At 72.2% G+C, this 17,006-nt stretch carries 15 protein-coding genes and 1 pseudogene; 5 read left to right on the plus strand and 11 right to left on the minus strand.

Going from position 1 to position 17,006, the window contains the following annotated elements:
* Positions 1-63 precede the first annotated feature (63 nt).
* Entirely contained in the window at positions 64-489 is a 426-nt protein-coding gene (locus ACZ7DE_RS17085) for a DUF2000 family protein (protein WP_470761859.1), read from the minus strand.
* A gap of 49 nt (positions 490-538) precedes the next feature.
* On the opposite strand from ACZ7DE_RS17085, the gene ACZ7DE_RS17090 reads away from it, so the two are divergent.
* Positions 539-1,369 carry a helix-turn-helix transcriptional regulator gene (locus tag ACZ7DE_RS17090; RefSeq protein ID WP_470761861.1) on the plus strand — a complete coding sequence of 277 codons (831 nt, stop codon included), beginning with the start codon at positions 539-541 and terminating at the stop codon, positions 1,367-1,369.
* Between the two features lie 209 nt (positions 1,370-1,578).
* Here the strand turns inward: ACZ7DE_RS17090 and ACZ7DE_RS17095 are convergent.
* Both ACZ7DE_RS17095 and mshA read right to left on the minus strand, forming a co-directional pair.
* Positions 1,579-2,073, minus strand: a pseudogene (locus tag ACZ7DE_RS17095) (type III secretion system chaperone family protein); the annotation flags it as partial.
* The gene (mshA, locus tag ACZ7DE_RS17100) at positions 2,066-3,403 is read right to left on the minus strand and encodes a D-inositol-3-phosphate glycosyltransferase (RefSeq protein WP_470761863.1); all 1,338 of its coding nucleotides are present in this window, start codon (positions 3,401-3,403) and stop codon (positions 2,066-2,068) included. The pseudogene ACZ7DE_RS17095 and the gene mshA, both read right to left, overlap by 8 nt.
* 494 nt (positions 3,404-3,897) lie before the next feature.
* On the opposite strand from mshA, the gene ACZ7DE_RS17105 reads away from it, so the two are divergent.
* From ACZ7DE_RS17105 to ACZ7DE_RS17115, 3 genes are all read left to right on the plus strand, one after another.
* Positions 3,898-4,716, plus strand: a complete 819-nt coding sequence (locus ACZ7DE_RS17105; protein ID WP_470761865.1) for a class I SAM-dependent methyltransferase — start codon at positions 3,898-3,900, stop codon at positions 4,714-4,716.
* Positions 4,717-4,918: 202 nt separating this feature from the next.
* Positions 4,919-6,013: a C40 family peptidase gene (locus ACZ7DE_RS17110; protein WP_470761867.1), complete on the plus strand. Its 1,095-nt coding sequence runs from the start codon at positions 4,919-4,921 to the stop codon at positions 6,011-6,013.
* A gap of 251 nt (positions 6,014-6,264) precedes the next feature.
* On the plus strand, positions 6,265-7,812 hold the full coding sequence (locus ACZ7DE_RS17115) for a PP2C family protein-serine/threonine phosphatase (protein WP_470761869.1): 1,548 nt from the start codon (positions 6,265-6,267) through the stop codon (positions 7,810-7,812).
* A 210-nt stretch (positions 7,813-8,022) separates the two neighbouring features.
* Here the strand turns inward: ACZ7DE_RS17115 and ACZ7DE_RS17120 are convergent, their stop codons facing one another.
* From ACZ7DE_RS17120 to ACZ7DE_RS17135, 4 genes are all read right to left on the minus strand, one after another.
* Positions 8,023-8,358, minus strand: a complete 336-nt coding sequence (locus ACZ7DE_RS17120) for a DUF2516 family protein (protein WP_470761871.1) — start codon at positions 8,356-8,358, stop codon at positions 8,023-8,025.
* 179 nt (positions 8,359-8,537) lie between these two features.
* Positions 8,538-9,203 (minus strand): hypothetical protein, encoded by a 666-nt coding sequence (locus ACZ7DE_RS17125; RefSeq protein ID WP_470761872.1) that lies wholly within the window; start codon positions 9,201-9,203, stop codon positions 8,538-8,540.
* A gap of 122 nt (positions 9,204-9,325) precedes the next feature.
* Positions 9,326-9,769 (minus strand): helix-turn-helix domain-containing protein, encoded by a 444-nt coding sequence (locus ACZ7DE_RS17130; RefSeq protein ID WP_470761873.1) that lies wholly within the window; start codon positions 9,767-9,769, stop codon positions 9,326-9,328.
* Positions 9,770-9,903: 134 nt separating this feature from the next.
* Positions 9,904-10,311 (minus strand): RidA family protein, encoded by a 408-nt coding sequence (locus ACZ7DE_RS17135; RefSeq protein WP_470761875.1) that lies wholly within the window; start codon positions 10,309-10,311, stop codon positions 9,904-9,906.
* A 138-nt stretch (positions 10,312-10,449) separates the two neighbouring features.
* Between ACZ7DE_RS17135 and ACZ7DE_RS17140 the strand changes: the two genes are divergently transcribed.
* Positions 10,450-10,830, plus strand: a complete 381-nt coding sequence (locus ACZ7DE_RS17140; RefSeq protein WP_470761876.1) for a winged helix-turn-helix transcriptional regulator — start codon at positions 10,450-10,452, stop codon at positions 10,828-10,830.
* Positions 10,831-10,847: 17 nt separating this feature from the next.
* Here the strand turns inward: ACZ7DE_RS17140 and ACZ7DE_RS17145 are convergent, their stop codons facing one another.
* The 4 genes from ACZ7DE_RS17145 to ACZ7DE_RS17160 all read right to left on the minus strand — a co-directional run bounded on the left by ACZ7DE_RS17145 (position 10,848) and on the right by ACZ7DE_RS17160 (position 16,839).
* Positions 10,848-12,986, minus strand: coding sequence for a HelD family protein (locus ACZ7DE_RS17145; RefSeq protein ID WP_470761877.1), 2,139 nt, complete (start codon positions 12,984-12,986; stop codon positions 10,848-10,850).
* 56 nt (positions 12,987-13,042) lie between these two features.
* Positions 13,043-13,672 carry a TetR family transcriptional regulator gene (locus tag ACZ7DE_RS17150; protein WP_470761879.1) on the minus strand — a complete coding sequence of 210 codons (630 nt, stop codon included), beginning with the start codon at positions 13,670-13,672 and terminating at the stop codon, positions 13,043-13,045.
* A 76-nt stretch (positions 13,673-13,748) separates the two neighbouring features.
* A complete protein-coding gene (locus ACZ7DE_RS17155) occupies positions 13,749-14,636 on the minus strand; it encodes a hypothetical protein (protein WP_470761881.1) in 888 nt (295 codons plus the stop codon).
* 79 nt (positions 14,637-14,715) lie between these two features.
* Positions 14,716-16,839, minus strand: coding sequence for a phosphotransferase family protein (locus tag ACZ7DE_RS17160; RefSeq protein ID WP_470762059.1), 2,124 nt, complete (start codon positions 16,837-16,839; stop codon positions 14,716-14,718).
* Between the last annotated feature and the right edge of the window lie 167 nt (positions 16,840-17,006).

Consider the following 17,006-nt stretch of genomic DNA (forward strand, 5'->3'; position numbering starts at 1 on the left):
CCGGAACGGCCGGGCTTCCGGAGCGGCCGGGCTTCCGGAGTCGCCGGAACCGGGCGTCGCTGGTCAGGGGTGCATCCGCGCCCCCTTCAGCACCTTGTCCACCGCGTTCCTCGGGCCGTGCACCGCCAGCCCGACCAGGTCCAGTTCGGCCGTCGGCACGGCACGCACCGCCGCCCGGTTGTCACGGTCGTTGCCGGTGGCGAAGAGGTCGCTCGTGAACACCGCGCGCGGGAGCGAGCGGGAGAGCACGCGCGCGTGGGCCGTCTTCAGCATCTCCTTCGTGCCCTCGAAGACCAGCACCGGCTGGCGGAACATCGGCAGACTCCGGACGCCGTCGGCGTCCTCGTACGGCTCCCCGATCACCTCGGGGAGCTCCGTGCCGAGGCCGCTGACCAGGAACGCGGTGACGTTCAGGCGCTGCCAGGTCTCCAGGTCCTCGCGCAGCAGCACGGCGATCTTCGTGTCGAAGCGGATCGGTTCGCTGTTCATGCGACGAGACTGCCGACCGTCGTCCACCACCGTCTTGTACGTTCTTTGCATGGCCGCCCAGCACCTGGCCGCGCAGCCCACGGCCGACGTCTCCGCCTGGCGTCCCCGCGTCCCGGGCGTGGTGGAGGTCTTCCACGCCCACTTCACCGAGTACGCCTACCCGATGCACGTCCACGAGGCGTGGACGCTGCTCATCGTCGACGACGGCGCCGTGCGCTACGACCTCGACCGGCACGAGCACGGGACGCCGCACGACACGGTCACGCTGCTGCCGCCGCACGTGCCGCACAACGGCTCGGCCGTGACCTCGGAGGGCTTCCGCAAGCGGGTGCTGTATCTCGACGCCGGGGTGCTCGGCGAGGACCTCATCGGGGCCGCCGTCGACGCGCCCGACCTGCGCGATCCGGTCCTGCGCCGGCGGGTGGGGCAACTGCACTCCGCGCTCGCCCGGCCCGGTGACGAGCTGGCGGCCGACAGCCGGCTGACGCTGATCGGCGAGCGGCTGCGGGACCATCTGAGGCCCCGCCGGCCGGCCGCTCCCCCGCGCCGCGATCCGGTCCTCGCCCGGCGTCTGCGCGAACTCCTCGACGAACGGGTCGTCCAGGGCCTCGCGCTGGACGAGGCGGCGCGGCTGGCGCAGGCCCATCCGGCCCACCTGGTACGGGCGTTCAGCTCGGCGTACGGCATCGCGCCGCACCAGTACCTGACCGCCCGTCGCGTCGACCTCGCCCGTCGGCTGCTGCTCGACGGGCGGCCGCCGGGTGAGGTCGCGGCGGCGTCCGGGTTCTACGACCAGGCTCATCTCACCCGGCACTTCAGGAAGTTGGTGGGCGTCACGCCGGGACGGTACGGAGGGCGTGGCAAGCAGCCCGTCCGGTGATCGACGGCGAGCGACTCCGCGAGAGCGGAAGCGGGAGCGGAAGCGGAAGCGGAAGCGGAAGCGGAAGCGGGAGCGACGCCACTGCGACTCCGGCTGCGACTGCCCCAGAGCGGCCGTCAGTCGGTCGTCGAGTCCGTCCTGGCCGTCGAACTCGTCGGGGCGGTCGAGTCCGTGGCGTCCGTCGGGGCGGTCGCGTCCGTCGGGGTGGTCGGGCGTTGTGTCAGGTGGGCGAAGGCTGCCAGGTTGTGCGTCGGCTCGCCCCGGGAGATCCGCCACTCGTACTCCCGGCGGATGGCTCCGGCGAAGCCGAGTTCCAGGAGGGTGTTGAAGGCGCCGTCGGCGGCCTCCAGGACCTGGCCCATGAGGCGGTCGACCTCGTCGGCGGTGACCGAGGCGAGAGGGAGGCGGGCGGTGACGTAGACGTCGCCGAGCTGGTCGACGGCGTAACCGACGCCGTACAGCTTGAGGTTGCGCTCCAGGAGCCAGCGGTGGACGCCGGGCTCGTTCTCGTCGGGGTGGCGGATGACGAAGGCGTTCAGGGAGAGGGAGTGGCCGCCGACGATGAGGGAGACGGTCGTCTTGAGTTTGCGGGTGCCGGGCAGCTGGACCACGTAGTTCCCGGGCGCGGGGCTCTCCCACTCCAGCTCCGCGTCCTGCAGGAAGGCCTCGATGGCCTGTGCCGCCGTCTTCTCCACGTCACCCATGCTCGGAGCGTACGCGACGGCGGTGGGACTGGGTCGCGGCCGCATAGACGTCGGCCGTGGCGGCGGCCGCGGTGTCCCAGCCGAAGGACTGGGCGTGCGCGGCGGCGGCCGCGCCCATACGGGCGGGGAGTTCGGGCCGGTCGGCGAAGCGCGCGAGCACGCGCGCGTAGCCGGCCGGGTCGTGGCCCTGCACCAGGAATCCCGTCTCACCGTCCCGGACGGCCACCGGCAGTCCGCCGACCGAGGCGGCGAGCACCGGGGTGCCGGCCGCCTGCGCCTCTATGGCGACCAGGCCGAAGGACTCGCTGTAGGAGGGGACGACCAGCAGCGACGCCGCCCGGAACCAGTCCGCGAGCTGGTCCTGGCCGACCGGCGGCCGGAACCGTACGACGTCCGCGATGCCGAGCCGGGCGGCCAGCTTCTGCAGCCCCTCCGGCTTGGCGAGACCGCTGCCGCTGGGGCCGCCGACGATCGGTACGACGATGCGGGAGCGGAGGTCGGGGCGCTCGTCGAGCAGGACCGCCACCGCGCGCAGCAGGACGTCGGGAGCCTTCAGGGGCTGGATGCGGCCCGCGAAGAGGGGGACCAGGGCGTCCTGCGGGAGGTCGAGGCGGGCGCGGGCGGCGGCGCGGCCGTCGGCCGGGCGGAAGCGGTCGAGGTTGACGCCGGGGTGCACGACCGCGACCTTGCCGGGTTCGGCGTGGTAGTGCCGTACGAGTTCGTCGGCCTCCTCCGCCGTGTTCGCGATCAGGCGGTCGGCGGCCTCGACGATCTGCGTCTCCCCGATGACACGGGCGGCGGGCTCGGGGGTGTCGCCGTCGGCCAGGTTGGCGTTCTTGACCTTGGCCATGGTGTGCATGGCGTGCACCAGGGGCGCGCCCCAGCGCTGGGCGGCCAGCCAGCCGACGTGGCCGGAGAGCCAGTAGTGCGAGTGCACGAGGTCGTAGTAGCCGGGGCGGTGGCCGGCCCAGGCCTGCATCACGCCGTGCGTGAAGGCGCACAGCTGGGCCGGCAGGTCCTCCTTGGCCAGGCCCTCGTAGGGGCCCGCGTCGATGTGCCGGACGAGGACGCCGGGGGCCAGTTCGACGGTCGGCGGGAGGCCGCCGGTGGTCGCGCGCGTGAAGATCTCGACCTCGATGTTGATCGCGGCGAGGCGCTGCGCGAGTTCGACGATGTAGACGTTCATGCCGCCGGCGTCGCCGGTGCCGGGCTGGTGGAGCGGAGAGGTGTGCACGGAGAGCATCGCGACGCGACGGGGGCGGCGGTGGAGCCTGAGCCGCGAGGGAGCCGCCGTAGAGCGACGCCCGAGCCTGTTGGCGTACTGGCTCACGGGGCCTTCCTCCTTGCTGCGGGCATGCCGGAAGGAGGGTGTGGCGCGCCCTCCGGGGGGTGGAACACCGGAGGAAGGCATTCCCATTCCGGGCGGGTTTCGGAAAGTGGCGGTTTTTGCCCAGCCGTTACCAACATCGCTCAACCGTTCGAGGCGCACGTGCGTGGAGGCTCGGGCGGCGGGCGAGACGCGGCGACCGCGGGCGGATGGGGCGCGGCGGCCGTGAGCGGGGGCGTCGAGCACGCCCAGGCAGACCCCTGCCCCCAGCCAGCGGCCCGCGCAGACTTCAACCGGGCCCGGCACCCCACGCAGGCCACCGCCCCCAGCGGGCCGCGCACCCCAACCGGACCCAGACCCCGCCCCCCAGACGTGCCCCGCCCCCAGAGCCCCAGGCGCCCCCAATCGGGCCCAGCACACCCATGCGGGCCTCCGTCCGTGGACGGGTCGGCGTGGGCGGGCCGAGATGGGTGGAGGCAGCGCATACCCTCGTGGGTATGACATCCCGCGCTCCCGCCCGCCCCGTGGGCACGGTCACGCGCGGGACGACGAATCCCAACCGGCTGCGCCGCATGGACCGCTGGATCGCGGCGACGCACGGCGCCGAGCTGCGGCGGGCCGTCGACCCCGTCGCCGTCGACCTCGGCTACGGGGCCGCGCCCTGGACGGCCGTCGAGTTGCTGCAGCGACTGCGTTCCGTCGCGCCACGCGCGCGTGTGGTGGGCGTCGAGATCGACCCCGCCCGGGTCGCGGCCGCGGTGCCGTACGAGCGCGAGGGGCTGGTCTTCCGCCACGGCGGGTTCGAGGTCCCGGTCCCCCGACGGCCGCACCTCGTGCGCGCCGCCAACGTGCTGCGGCAGTACGACGAGGGCGACGTCCCCGCTGTCTGGGAGCGGCTGTGCTCACGGCTCGCGCCGGCCGATCCGGCGACCGGGTCCCGTGGGGGCATGCTGGTCGAGGGGACCTGCGACGAGATCGGACGCCGGCACGTGTGGGTCGCGCTCGGGCCCGAAGGGCCGCGCACGGTCACGTTCGCGACCCGGCTGGGCTCCCTGGAACGACCCTCGGACCTGGCGGAGCGGCTGCCCAAGGCGCTCATCCACCGCAACGTTCCGGGCGAGCCGGTCCACGCCTTCCTGCGCGACTTCGACCGCGCCTGGGCAGCCGCCGCGCCCTACGCGTCGTACGGCGCGCGCCAGAGGTGGATCCGTGCGATACGGGACCTGACGGCCGACTGGCCGGTGACGGACTCGCCGTTGCGTTGGCGGCAGGGCGAAGTGACGGTGCGCTGGCAGGCGTTGGCGCCCAAGCTTTGAGCAGGAGCCGCCAGGGTCGCCGGGAACGATCTCCGTGAGTCGTTCGTCACACAGGCCGGGAGATCGTTATGCCGGAGTGGAGAGAAGGGGAAGGACTCGTTCTGTCGTTCTGTCCTCACCTCTGTCGTTTTCGGCCGTGACATGGCACGATCCCCCGGGCACCGTAAGTTACTGACGGTTAATCAGCGTTGGGGGACGAGGTATGGGAACGGGCAAGCGCGGCCTGCTCGCGGCGGCTGTGACCGTGGTCTGCGCGGTCACCGTGCTGGGGGCGCCCGGTGTCGCGTTCGCGAGCCCGAACCCCACGCCGTCCCCGGCGGCGAGTTCCACGGCCCCCGCGCTGCCCTCGACCGCGACCGGAAACAAGGACCTCGAAGCCGTCCGCACCAGGCTCGAAGAGCTCTATCACGACGCCGCGGTGGCCACCGACGCCTACAACGCGGCCGAGGAAGCGGCACAGAAGCAGTCCGCGGAGATCGTCGCGCTGGCCAAGAAGATCGTCGCGGGCCAGGAGAAGCTGGCCGAGCTGAAGGACCGCGCCGGAGCGGCGGCTCGCGCCCAGTACCGCACCGGCGGTCTGCCCGACGAGGCGCAGTTGATGCTGAGCGACGACCCGTCGGAGTTCCTCGACGGCGCGGGCCGGGTGCGCCAGGGCCAGCGCGCCACCAAGGGCCTGATCGGCGAACTGACCGGCACCCAGCAGGACTTGGAGCAGTACTCCAAGGACGCCTCCGCGCAGTGGGCGAAGCTGGAGGCCGGCCGCAAGACCAAGGCGGCGGCCCAGAAGAAGATCGAGAAGCAGATCGCGGAGGCCGAGAAGCTCCAGTCGCAGCTGGAGAAGAAGGAGAAGGCGCGCCTCGAGGAGCTGGAGCGGCAGGCCGCGCAGAAGGCGCAGACCGCCTGGCTGGACACGGGCATTCTCGACGCGATCGACAGCGCGGCGTCCGTCCAGGGCAAGGCGGCCGTGCAGTTCGCCACCGCGCAGATCGGCAAGCCGTACGTGTGGGGCGCCGAGGGCCCGGACAGCTTCGACTGCTCCGGACTGACCTCCGAGGCCTGGAAGAGCGCCGGCCGGACGATCCCGCGCACCTCGCAGGAACAGTGGAAGCAGTTGCCGCACGTCCCGGTCGAGGACATGCGCCCCGGCGACCTGATCATCTACTTCGACGACGCCAGCCACGTCGCGATGTACGTGGGCGACGGCTCGATCGTCCACGCCCCGCGTCCGGGCCGTACGGTCACGCTCGCGGGGGCCGGTTCCATGCCGATACTCGGGGTCGTGCGTCCGGACGCGTGACCTGGGCCATGTGACCCACCGCACCCCCCTCCGGGCCCCAAACTCCGGGCGGACGTGACGTTCGTCATCACCGCCGTGTTCCCGTCGTGCCCAAGTGCGGTAGGGAACGCGGCATATGACAGCGGCCAGAGATCGAGCAGCGTGCTTCACGCCATTCCGTTGCGGCGCCTTCTGCCGCTATGGTCCCCGTCGGTGGGTCGAGGTCCCTCGCCCCCGCCATGCCCTCGGGGGGAGGGAAGGAACCCAAGACGATGCCCGTACCCATACCGCGGCAGAGAGCGATCCCGGCCGCGGAGAGTGGTCAGGCGCAGGCCAGGCCCGCAGTCGGCGGCCCCTCCACGGAAGAAGCCGCCCGCAACCAGGACGCCGGTCGCCACGAGGCGACGCCGGCCGAGAACGGCACAGCACGCAACGCAATGCCTGCCGACGGCGTCCACCACGACGTGAGCACCCCCGATGTGAGCACTGGCGAGCCGGGTGCCGCCGACGCGAGCACCGGTGCGCCCGGTGCCGCGAAAGCGTGCCCCGACGAGGGGAGCGCCCCTGACATGACCGCCGCCGGTGCGAGCGCCGCCGGCGCAGGCAGCAACCCCACGGGCGCCAACGGCGTGGGCTCCGCCCACACCACCTTCACCCTGCTGCTGATCGAGGACGATCCCACGGCCGCGCCGATCGTGCGCGACCTGCGCGACTCGGACGGCAAGCCGATCCGGGTGCGCACCGCCCGCAACCTCACCGAGGCCGAGCGGCTGCTCACCGACGACGTCCAATGCATCCTGCTCGACCTCGCGCTGCCCGCGCCGGGCCGGTCGTCCGACACCTGCGACGACGAGCTCGCCGTCCTGCGGCATGTGCTCCGTCTCGCACCCCGGCACGCCGTGCTCGCGCTCACCGCGTCCGGCGACGCCGAGCGTGGCGCCGAGGCGGTGCGCGTGGGCGCCCAGGACTATCTCTACAAGGACGAGCTGGACGGTCGGCTGCTGAGCCGGGCGATCCGTTACGCGGTGGAGCGGAAACGTTCCGACACCGCCGAGCGGCGGCTCGCCGAAGGCAAGCTGCGCGCGCAGGAGAACGCCCGGCTGGAACGCGGACTGCTGCCCACGCCCCTCCTCGAGGGTTCGCAGCTGCGCTTCGCCGCCCGCTACCGCCCCGGCCGCTCGCGCGCGCTGCTCGGCGGCGACTTCTACGACACCGTCCGCACGCCGGACGGCACCGTGCACGCCATGATCGGCGACGTCTGCGGCCACGGTCCGGACGAGGCGGCGCTCGGCGTCGAGCTGCGCATCGCCTGGCGGGCGCTGACCCTGGCCGGCCTGTGCGGGGACGAGCTGCTGAACACGCTTCAGCAGGTGCTGGAGCACGAGCGCGACGACGACGAGATCTTCGCGACGCTGTGCACGGTGGACATCGCGCCCGACGGCCGCCGGGCGGGCCTGTGCCTGGCCGGTCATCCCGCGCCGCTGATCGCCCGCCCGGACCGGCCCGCGCGTCTGCTGCCCTACGACAACAACGGCCCCGCCCTCGGCCTGCTGCCGGGCGCCCGCTGGCCTCGGATGCAGGTCGAGCTGGGCGCCGAGTGGAGCCTGATGATGTACACCGACGGCCTGATCGAGGGCCGGATCGGCGAGGGCCGGGAGCGGCTGGGCCAGGACGGCATGGTGGAGATGATCCGCCGCCAGCTCTCCGAGGGGCTGAGCGGGGAGGCCCTGCTGCAGGCCGCGGTGAACGAGGTGCGTGAGCTCAACGGGGGCGAGCTGACGGACGACGTGGCGGTGGTCCTGCTGGACCGCGTGCCGTGACGAAGCCGCTCCGCTGCTCGGGTGAGGGAGCCGCGCGCTGGGAGCCGGAGCCGTTCCGCTCGGGTGACGGAGCCGCTCCACTGGGTGCCGGAGCCGTTCGCTCGGACACGCGCCGCCCGGCCAGCGCCGCCGGACCTGAGTGTCGCAGGACGTGATCAGCCGCGGAGATGAGCGGCGTCGGACGTGGGCAGCGTCGGGGACGCCGGGCGGCTACCGTCCGCCGTTGTACGGGCCGTACGGGCCGTCGCTGCTGCTTCCGCCGCGTCGGCGACCCCAGCCGCCGCCCGAGACCTGCCTGAGGGCGGGACGGACGTCCACGAAGAAGACGATCGTGGCGACGAGGCCCGCGAGCTGCAGGAAGAGCATCGGCACCAGCAGGTTCACCGCGACGGCGATGCCGAGGATGATCAGCCAGAAGCCCTTGTTCTGCTTGTCTGCTGCCCGGTAGGCGTCGTCACGGAACAGCGCCGCCATCACCAGTGCCACCACGGCGAGCACCAACATGGCGAGGTAGAGCAGCCACATCAGCCCTGCGAAGCCTGCCATCAGCACAACGCCCACCACCCGATTCGACGCGTCTCGTCTCGACTCGACCTGCTCGTCCCTACGCGGTCACCGTACCCGCAACCGCACTCCGGCTACCCGTACAACGGGCCGGGCACCGTGTCAGTGCCCGGCCCGTGACCGTATGTCGCTGTTCGCCGTTCCCGCGCCGGCCGTCGGTCTCACTTGGCGGGCGGCGTCGTCTTCTTCGCGACGGGCTTGCGCACCGGAGCCTTCTTGGCGGCGGCCGTCTTCGCCTCCGGGGCGGGCTCGGTCCTGGCCCCGGCCGGAGCGGGCTTCGGCGCTTCGGTCGCCTTGACCGGCTCCGGCTTCGGCTCGGCGTTCGGCTCGACCGCGATCGCCAGCTCCTCGATCTCCTCGGCGGCCTCGCCGCGCCAGGTCTTCACGGCCTGCTCGCCGTGCTCGGCGACCTTCTCGTAGGTCTCGCGGGCCTTGACGGCGTACTCGGCGGCGACGCCCACGCCGCGCAGCGCGAAGTCCTGGGCGGTCTCGCCGAACTTCTTCAGGTCGGCGTCGAGGGTGCTGCCGAGCTTCTTGATGTCCCCGTCGAGGGTGCTGATGAAGCCGGTGACCTTGGCCTGGAGGGTCTCCTGCGCCTCCTTGGCGCGGGCGGTGGCCTCCTTGGCGCGGGCGCCGGCCTTCTCCTGCACGGTCTTGGGGTCGGTGTTGCGGACGGCCTCGAAACGGGCCGGAGCCTCGGTGCGCAGCTGCTCCACCAGACCCGGCACCTTCTTCGCCTGCTGGATGGCCAGGTCGGCGGTGCCCGCGGCGAAGTAGAGGGGGGTCGGGTCGCTCAGGGTCTTGCGCAGGTCGTCGGTGATGGCCATGGTGAAGGTCCTCCCGGATTCACGTTCGTCGTACAGGTCGTGTGCGTCGTGCGTGCCGAGTACGTCGTCCTCGGCTGGGGGTCGTGCGGGTCCGCAGCGGTGCGGCCGGTCCCCTGGTCCGGTCAACTGGCCGTCTGCTGCGGGTCGGCGTCGCTCTCCTGAGCCCGGGCCCGGGCGTCCGCACCGTCCACGTCGCCGTGGCCGCGGCCGTCGCTCCCGATCCCGTTCTCCTTGCGGAAGGACTCGTAGATCTGGAGCAGCGCCAGCTTCTGCGCCTCGGTGAGCGTGGGGTCGGCGAGGATGACCGCTCTGGTCTCGATCTCGTCCCGGTCCCGCTCCGCGTCGAGGATGCCGGCCCGCACGTACAGCGTCTCGGCGGAGATCCGCAGCGCCTTGGCGACCTGCTGCAGCACCTCCGCGCTCGGCTTGCGCAGCCCGCGCTCGATCTGGCTCAGGTACGGATTGGACACCCCGGCGGCGTCGGCGAGCTGCCGGAGCGACAGCTGCGCGTTGCGCCGCTGTTCGCGCAGGTACTCACCGAGATTGCCGACGTTGAGCGATGCCATGCCTCCACCTTGCACCACCCGCGCTAACTATTGCAAGCACCTGCTTGCAAAAGTGCGCCGCGCCACGTCCGCCTGCCGGGAGCACCGGCTCGCCTCCGCCGGGAACGGACAGTGCGCATGCCACGGGCCACCGATCAGTCGATGATCGCGACGGCTTCGACCTCGACGAGATGGTCGGGGACGTCCAGTGCCGCGACACCGATCAGGGTGGCCGGCGCGACGGGGGTGATGCCCAGTTTCGCGGAGGCGCGCGCGATTCCCTCCAGGAGCAGGGGCATCTTGTCCGGGGTCCAGTCGACGACGTGGACGGTCAGCTTCGCCACGTCGGCGAAGGAGGCGCCGGCCGCGGCCAGTGCGGTGCCGACGTTGAGGTAGCTCCGCTCGACCTGGGCGGCGAGGTCGCCTCGGCCGACCGTGACCCCCTCGGCGTCCCAGGCGACCTGCCCGGCGACGAAGACCAGCCTCGAGCCGGTCGCGATCGACACCTGCCGGTACACCGGGATCTCCGGCAGTCCGCTCGGGTTCACCAGGGTGATGGTCATGCTGCCCGCCTCCTCGCACACGAGCGCCCGGGGCTCGCGCCCCACCGGGACGCTCACGGTCACTTGTGGTTACTCGGGAACCGTAAGAGAGTGGCTGCTGACGTGGAAGAACGCACTTTTCGGTGACTGGGGAACCTGATGGTGACCAAGCAGTTCAACGGCTCGCCCGAGGAAGCGGACCTGAGGCGCGCGGACTCGTTGGCGCGGGAGATCTTCTCGGACGTCGCCAACAAGTGGGCGCTCCTGATCATCGAGGCTCTCGGCGAGGACACCCTGCGCTTCAGTGCGCTGCGGGACCAGATCGAGGGCATCAGCCACAAGATGCTCACCCAGAACCTGCGGATGCTGGAGCGCAACGGCCTGGTCGAGCGCACCGTGCACCCCACCGTGCCGCCGCGGGTCGACTACACGCTGACCGAGTCGGGGCGGGGCCTGCGGGCGACGGTCGACGGGATGTGCGGCTGGACCCACCGGTACCTCGGTCACATCGAGGCCGCCCGCCGCCGATTCGACGGCTGACGCCCGGCGGCGCGCTCTCACCCGTCCCAGGGCAGCGCCCTGTCGTGCACCACCTCGTCCCAGGGCAGCGCCCTCTCGTGCACCACCTCGAGCCGGGTCACCGCGCGCGTCAGCACCACGTAGAGCCGGTTCAGGCCCCGTTCCTCCGACTCCGCGACGGCCGCCGGTTCGACGGCGACGACGTGGTCGTACTCCAGGCCCTTGGCCAGGGTCGCGGGGACGACCGTCACCCGGGCGGCCGGTTCGTCCGGGCCGCAGGACGGGACGCCGACCACGGTCAGCGCCTCGCGGATCGCGGCCGCCTGCGCGTCCGCCGCGATGACGCCGACGGAGCCCTCGCGGGCGAGTGCGTCGCGTACGGCGGCGACGACCGCGTCGGGCAGGCCGCCGTCCGCCCGCCGGACGCGCAGTTCGCCGTCCCGGCGCAGCGAGTCGGCCCGCGGCACGTCGACGTCGAGGCGGTCGAGGAGGCGGCCCGCGAGGGCGAGCACTGCGGCCGGGACGCGGAACCCCGTGGTCAGCGGGACGATCGTGGCGTCCGGCTTGCCCAGGTGGGTCATCTGCACCCGCCACGAGGCCGCCGCCCAGGGGGTGGTGCCCTGTGCCAGGTCGCCGAGGACGGTGAGGGAGCCGAAGGGGACCCGGCGGGCGACGGCGCGGCACTCCATCGGGGAGAGGTCCTGGGCCTCGTCGACGACGACATGGCCGTATCCCCGGGGATGTTCGAGGAGGCCGGCGACCTCGTCGAGCAGGACCAGGTCGGCCGTCGACCAGCGCGCCGACTTCGGGGAGCGGGGCGGCCGCGGCCAGAGCAGGGCCCGCTGCTCGTCGGGGTCCAGCAGGCCCGCCGCGGAGCGAGCCAGCTCCTGCGGATCCGTGAGGAGTTGGGCGACGATCTCTTCCGGGCGCAGCTTCGGCCACACCGCCTCCACGCACGCGCTCACCGCCCGCGCCCGTTCGATCCGGCGCGTCCAGGAGGCCGGGCGCGGTCCGCTCCGGCGTTCGGCCTGTTCCTGGATGCGGCGGACGATCCGGCTGCGCACGCGTTCGCGTCCGGTCTCGTAGGGCGGAGCCTCGGCGAGGACGCCCGCGACGATCTCGGTCAGCGCGCGGCCCGTGACGCGCCAGCGGTAGGAGCCCTCCGGGACGGAGAGGTCCTCGGCGCGCTCGGCAGCCACCCGCCCGTACACCGCGCGGCGCAGTACCTCGGCCATCCGCGGGTCGTGTTTGACGGCTGCGGTGCGGTCGGGGTCCGTGCCGGTCGCCCGGTGCCGGCCGATCTCCTCGTGCAGGGTGGACTGCCGTACGCCGGTCTCGCCGAGGGCGGGGAGCACCTCCGCGATGTAGGAGAGGAAGGCCCGGTTGGGGCCGAGGATCAGCAGTCCGCCGCGCTGGATGCGTCGCGGGTGGGTGTAGAGGAGGTAGGCGGCCCGGTGCAGGCCCACGGCTGTCTTGCCGGTCCCGGGGGCGCCCTGCACGCACACCGACCGGGTGAGGTCGCCTCGTACGAGGTCGTCCTGCTCGGGCTGGATGGTCGCGGCGATGTCCCGCATGGGGCCGACGCGCGGACGTTCGATCTCGCGGGCGACGATGCCGCCGTCCGGCGCCGCGGCCCCGGGCCCGGGCGCGTTCGCCGGCCCGCCCGTGTCGAGGCGCTCGTCCTCCAGGCCCGTGAGGTCGGCGGAGTCGCCCCGGCTGCCGGGGGCCCAGCCGAACCGCCGCCGTACGGCGACGCCCTGGGGATCGCGGGCGCTCGCCTGGTAGAAGGCTCGGGAGACGGGTGCGCGCCAGTCGACGACGAGGGGCGGGGCGGCCGGGTGCTCGCTGATGCGCAGCCGGCCGATGTGGTGGGCGAGTCCTTCGTGCTCGCCGCCCGTGCCGTGCGCGAAGTCCAGCCGCCCGAAGAACAGGGGGCCTTCGGGCAGTTCGTGCAGGGCCTTGGCGTGGCTGCGCAACCGGTGGCCGAGGACTTCGGCGTCGGCGCCGGAGGCGGAGACGTCCTCGCCGGTGACGACGCGCAGGTCGGCGCCCTCGACCATGGCGGTGAGCGCGGCTCTGCAGGTGTCGTGGTGGGCGCGTTCGCGACGCAGGGCGGTGTCGAGGTCCTGGGGGTCCGGGTCCGCGGAGTCCTTGGGGGCGAGCTCGGGTGCCGTCATGCGACCAGGGTAACGAATAACGTTACCGAGTTACATATTTTACTGAGTCTCTGATTTCAGGCGAGCTGCGGCAGCCCCGTGCCCAGCATGTCGAAGGCCCGCTCCGCCGCGGCCACCGCGTCCGTCCGCACGTCCTCGAGCCGCTCCCCCGCCGCGACCCGCCGCCAGTTCTCCTCGGCGAGGATCCGCCGGACGGCGATGATCTGGCCGGCCGCGAGCCGGGCGTCGAGCGCGGTGGGCAGGTCGTCCGCGAGGGCGTCGGCGAGGGCGGACTCCGAGCGCTCCAGGTAGCCGTACAGACGGGCGACCAGGGAGGGGGTGCCGTAGAGCAGGTCGTAGAAGGCGCGCACGTTCGGGTGGTCGTTGACGCCGGTGACGGGATCGTCGGCGGCCACCCCGTCGAGGAAGTGCCGGCGCAGTGCGGCCAGCGGCGCGACTCCCTCGGCGCGCGCCGCGGCGACCACGCGCGCCGCCTCCTGCTCGTGATCGGCGATCTGGTGCAGGACCAGGTCCTCCTTGGACGGGAAGTACCGGAAGAGGGTCGGCTTGGAGATCTCCGCCGCCGCGGCGACCTCGGCGACGGACACCGCGTCGAAGCCGCGCTCCAGGAAGAGCCGGACGGCGACCTCCGACACGGCCTGGTACATCCGCTGTCTCTTGCGCTCCCGCAGCCCGCTCTCACTCATGGGGGGAGCCTAAGGGGGCGGGTCGGCACGTCGAGGACGGCGACGCCCGGGATCCGGGTCACGCCGAGACACCGCCTCACGGTGCGGGGGCGCGCCACGGCGGCGAAGCGGCCAGACCCCACAGGTCGTCGAGGTGCTTGTTCCACGCGGCGATGACGGCCCGGGCGTCCTCCGTCCCCTCCTGGGACCACACGTTGAGGTCCGTGCGGTATCCCTTGGGGTCGTAGTACTCCGGGGAGGCGCTGCTCAGCACCGTGCGGGCGACGACGTCGTAGAGCCCGTGCAGCACCAGCTCCCGGTTGAAGACGCAGATCTTGTCCCTCGGTATGCCGGGATACAGGCGGTACTCGCAGCGCGCCGTGACCCGGCCCCGGCCGGTGAGCCGTTCGGCGATTCCGTACAGCGTCTCGTCGAACTCCCGGCACTTGGCTTCCAGGCGCTTGCGGAAGTCGGGGTCGTCCACGGGGATGCCGTCCGCCCCCACCCTGGAGGGCACCGTCATCGGCTGCCCGAAGTCGGGGATGAGCACGCGGATGGTGACGTTGCGGGTGGGGCCGGGATCGTCGAGGAGGCCTTCGAGGCGGTGGTACAGCTCGTTGTACAGGGTCTCCCCGGTGTAGCCGAGGAAGGCGATGTCCACGGTGCGGGCCCGGAACGCCTCGCTGACGAAGAGGCCGAGTTCCCGGGAGTTCACCTGCCCCCGGACCGGCGCCCGCAGCGCCGTCGCCAGGTCCTTCACCGTGTCGTAGAGCACGTAGCCGACCAGACTGAGAAGGGCGCCGCCGAGGAAGGCCTTGCCCTCCAGGGCGTCGCCGACCGGCTTGACGAACTGGGCCGTCAGACCGGTGACGAAGATCCCGAGGAGCAGGACCCTGGTGACCGTCGGCTCGAAGCGCTCCTGGTAGCGCCGCAGCGCGTTCCCCACGCCGCCCTCGCCCGTTGTTCGGCTTCCCCGCGCGGACATGTCCGACCCCCTCGCGCCTCACGCCCGAGGGCGTCAACCGACCCTGGTCCGAACGGTGGTCGATCCGACCAGGGTGGCCCTAGGCAAGGGCGCGGGCAAGATAGGGGTTCGCGGTGGCCGGTATCGGGAGGCCCAGGGAGGCGGTGGCGGCCGCGAGGGTGTCGGCGTAGGAGTTGACGGCCCGGCGGACGTTGGGGGCGTCCAGACTCGACCCTGTCGCCAGACGGTCGAGGTCGATGTACGCGGATCGGATGATCTCGATCCAGCGGTAGACGGTCCAGTCCTTCGCACAGTCCCGGGTGTACTCCGGGGCCAGCCGCCGCTGCCACCGGAGGAACATCCGCTCCCTGATCTCAGGCTTCGTCGGCGTCAGGTGCATGTGCCGGACCAGGTCGTAGAGCGGGTCGCCGACCAGGGCCATCTCCCAGTCGATGATCGTCAGGGCCAGGGCGTCGGTGCGGCGCACCAGGTTCCAGGGGTTGAGGTCGCCGTGCAGCAGAGCCGGCGCCCGATGGCTCACCCGGTGCCGCGAGAGGATTTCCCGAAGCCGCCGCTCGTCGGGCAGCCCCAGCGAACGCGCCAGTTGCAGCGACTCCTTCGGCAGGTCCCGCACCAGGCCGACCAGCTGTTCCTTCAGCCACTCGCAGAAGTCGACGTCCCGGGCCTGCGGATCGATCAACTCATGATTCACCCGCGTCAGTTCACACAGCTGGTCGACGAGCGCGTCCGCCTCGTGGGGCAGCAGGCCGTTCTTCGGGTGGACGGGCGGCAGGTCGATGTGGGTGCCCACGTAGGTGTGAATGCTGAACCGGTCGTCCGGGTAACTCACGCCCAGCGCGAGGACCTCGGGCGCCGCCACGCGGACGCGTGACTCCTGGATCGCCTGCAGGACGGCATGCTCGCTCAGGTACTTGGGTTCCCGGCGCGACACGTCGGGCAGTTTGCGGCGCACGACCACGGGAGTCCGCATGTCCGGCACGCACACCACCGAGTTCAGGTGCGCGGTTCCCTTGAAGACCCGGTGCGCCGGAGCGGCTCCCTCCGCGAGCAGCGCGTCCCGCACGGCGGAAGCGGGGAAGCGGTGGTTCTCGGGAAAACGCGGATCCGGCACCCAGCCGAAGGCCTTCGCGATCCAGTCCCGGCCGCTCACGGACCCGTCCCTGCGTGACGCCAGCCACCGGAAGAGAGCCCGCTCGATCTCGTCGTTCGCCGGAACGTTCCTGAGCCGCAGGGGCTCCGCCGCCTCCAGCAGCGCCCGGCGCACCTCCACCGCCGCCTCGTCCAGGCTCTTCTGTGTGAACGACTCCTGCAACGACCGCGCGGTCCGCATGACGTCCGGGTAGACGGACTGCGCCCGCTCGAAGTCGATGTAGTGGCGAAGGTCCTTGGCCAGCCCCTTGACCGCGCTGGGCCGGCATTCCCGCATGGCCTCCGCCCACGCGTCGATGACCTCGTCCCACTGGTGGGCCGGGTACCGCATCCGCACCAGGTGGGTGGCTAGGTCGTGCAGGGGATCGCCGTAGGTCGCCAGTTCCCAGTCGACGCAGACGAGCGGCGGGGCGCCGCCGTACGAGACGATCAGGTTGTCCCGGTGCAGGTCGGCGTGGAGCAGGCTGTACGGCCGCCGGGTCATCGCCGGCACCCGCTCGGCCAGCCGGACAAGGGCGTCGTCAGAGATGCCCAGTGCCTTGAACAGACCTCCGAACTCGGCCCAGTTGGGTTTGCGGATCTGTTCGTCGGCGCAGCGGGCCAGGGTCTTCAGGAAGCCCTGGCTGTCGCTGTGATTGGCGGGCCAGGCACTCGGCAGGTCCGGCAGCGCTGCCCGACGCACCTGGGTCATCTGGGCCAGCAGCCCGGCCAGGGCCTTCATCAGCAGGGTGTCGACAGGTTTACCGTTTCCGCAGATGGTGGAGAGCGGCACGCCCTCCACATAGCTGTGGACGGAGAAGTCCGGGGTCCTGACCAGGCACGCGGGCGCGTGGGGCAGGACTCCCTGGAGGGCGTCGAGGATCGCCGCCTCGTTCTGCCAGGTCCTGATCACCACGGGCAGCGCGTCCTGTCGCCGGATGCGCACCGTCACCGGGGTGCCCGGCTCGCGGCGCAGCCGTCGCGCCAGCTCGTCCGTCAACGGCAGCACGTAGTTGCGGTTGTGGTGGCCGCTGGATGCCTGCGTGGACTCCGCGGCCCGGACGAAGGCCGACAGGACGTCGGACGTGTCCTCGGCGGCTCGTTCCCCGAGGTGACGAGGGGGAACAAGGTGGTCGACCACTGGCCGCTCCGGGTACTCGCGCTGGGCATGTTAGGGCAAACGGTAAAGGCGCCTCACGACCGGAGCGATGCAAGTGGGCCAATGGGTGGTGTGCCACTCAT

This window comes from Streptomyces sp. NPDC037083 (genome assembly GCF_055606485.1).

Coding starts and splice junctions, on each gene's coding strand:
- ACZ7DE_RS17085 (WP_470761859.1), bottom strand. CDS start 489: ATGAACAGCGAACCGATCCGCTTCGACACGAAGATCGCCGTGCTGCTG.
- ACZ7DE_RS17090 (WP_470761861.1), top strand. CDS start 539: ATGGCCGCCCAGCACCTGGCCGCGCAGCCCACGGCCGACGTCTCCGCC.
- ACZ7DE_RS17105 (WP_470761865.1), top strand. CDS start 3,898: ATGACATCCCGCGCTCCCGCCCGCCCCGTGGGCACGGTCACGCGCGGG.
- ACZ7DE_RS17110 (WP_470761867.1), top strand. CDS start 4,919: ATGGGAACGGGCAAGCGCGGCCTGCTCGCGGCGGCTGTGACCGTGGTC.
- ACZ7DE_RS17115 (WP_470761869.1), top strand. CDS start 6,265: ATGCCCGTACCCATACCGCGGCAGAGAGCGATCCCGGCCGCGGAGAGT.
- ACZ7DE_RS17120 (WP_470761871.1), bottom strand. CDS start 8,358: ATGGCAGGCTTCGCAGGGCTGATGTGGCTGCTCTACCTCGCCATGTTG.
- ACZ7DE_RS17125 (WP_470761872.1), bottom strand. CDS start 9,203: ATGGCCATCACCGACGACCTGCGCAAGACCCTGAGCGACCCGACCCCC.
- ACZ7DE_RS17130 (WP_470761873.1), bottom strand. CDS start 9,769: ATGGCATCGCTCAACGTCGGCAATCTCGGTGAGTACCTGCGCGAACAG.
- ACZ7DE_RS17135 (WP_470761875.1), bottom strand. CDS start 10,311: ATGACCATCACCCTGGTGAACCCGAGCGGACTGCCGGAGATCCCGGTG.
- ACZ7DE_RS17140 (WP_470761876.1), top strand. CDS start 10,450: ATGGTGACCAAGCAGTTCAACGGCTCGCCCGAGGAAGCGGACCTGAGG.
- ACZ7DE_RS17145 (WP_470761877.1), bottom strand. CDS start 12,986: ATGACGGCACCCGAGCTCGCCCCCAAGGACTCCGCGGACCCGGACCCC.
- ACZ7DE_RS17150 (WP_470761879.1), bottom strand. CDS start 13,672: ATGAGTGAGAGCGGGCTGCGGGAGCGCAAGAGACAGCGGATGTACCAG.
- ACZ7DE_RS17155 (WP_470761881.1), bottom strand. CDS start 14,636: ATGTCCGCGCGGGGAAGCCGAACAACGGGCGAGGGCGGCGTGGGGAAC.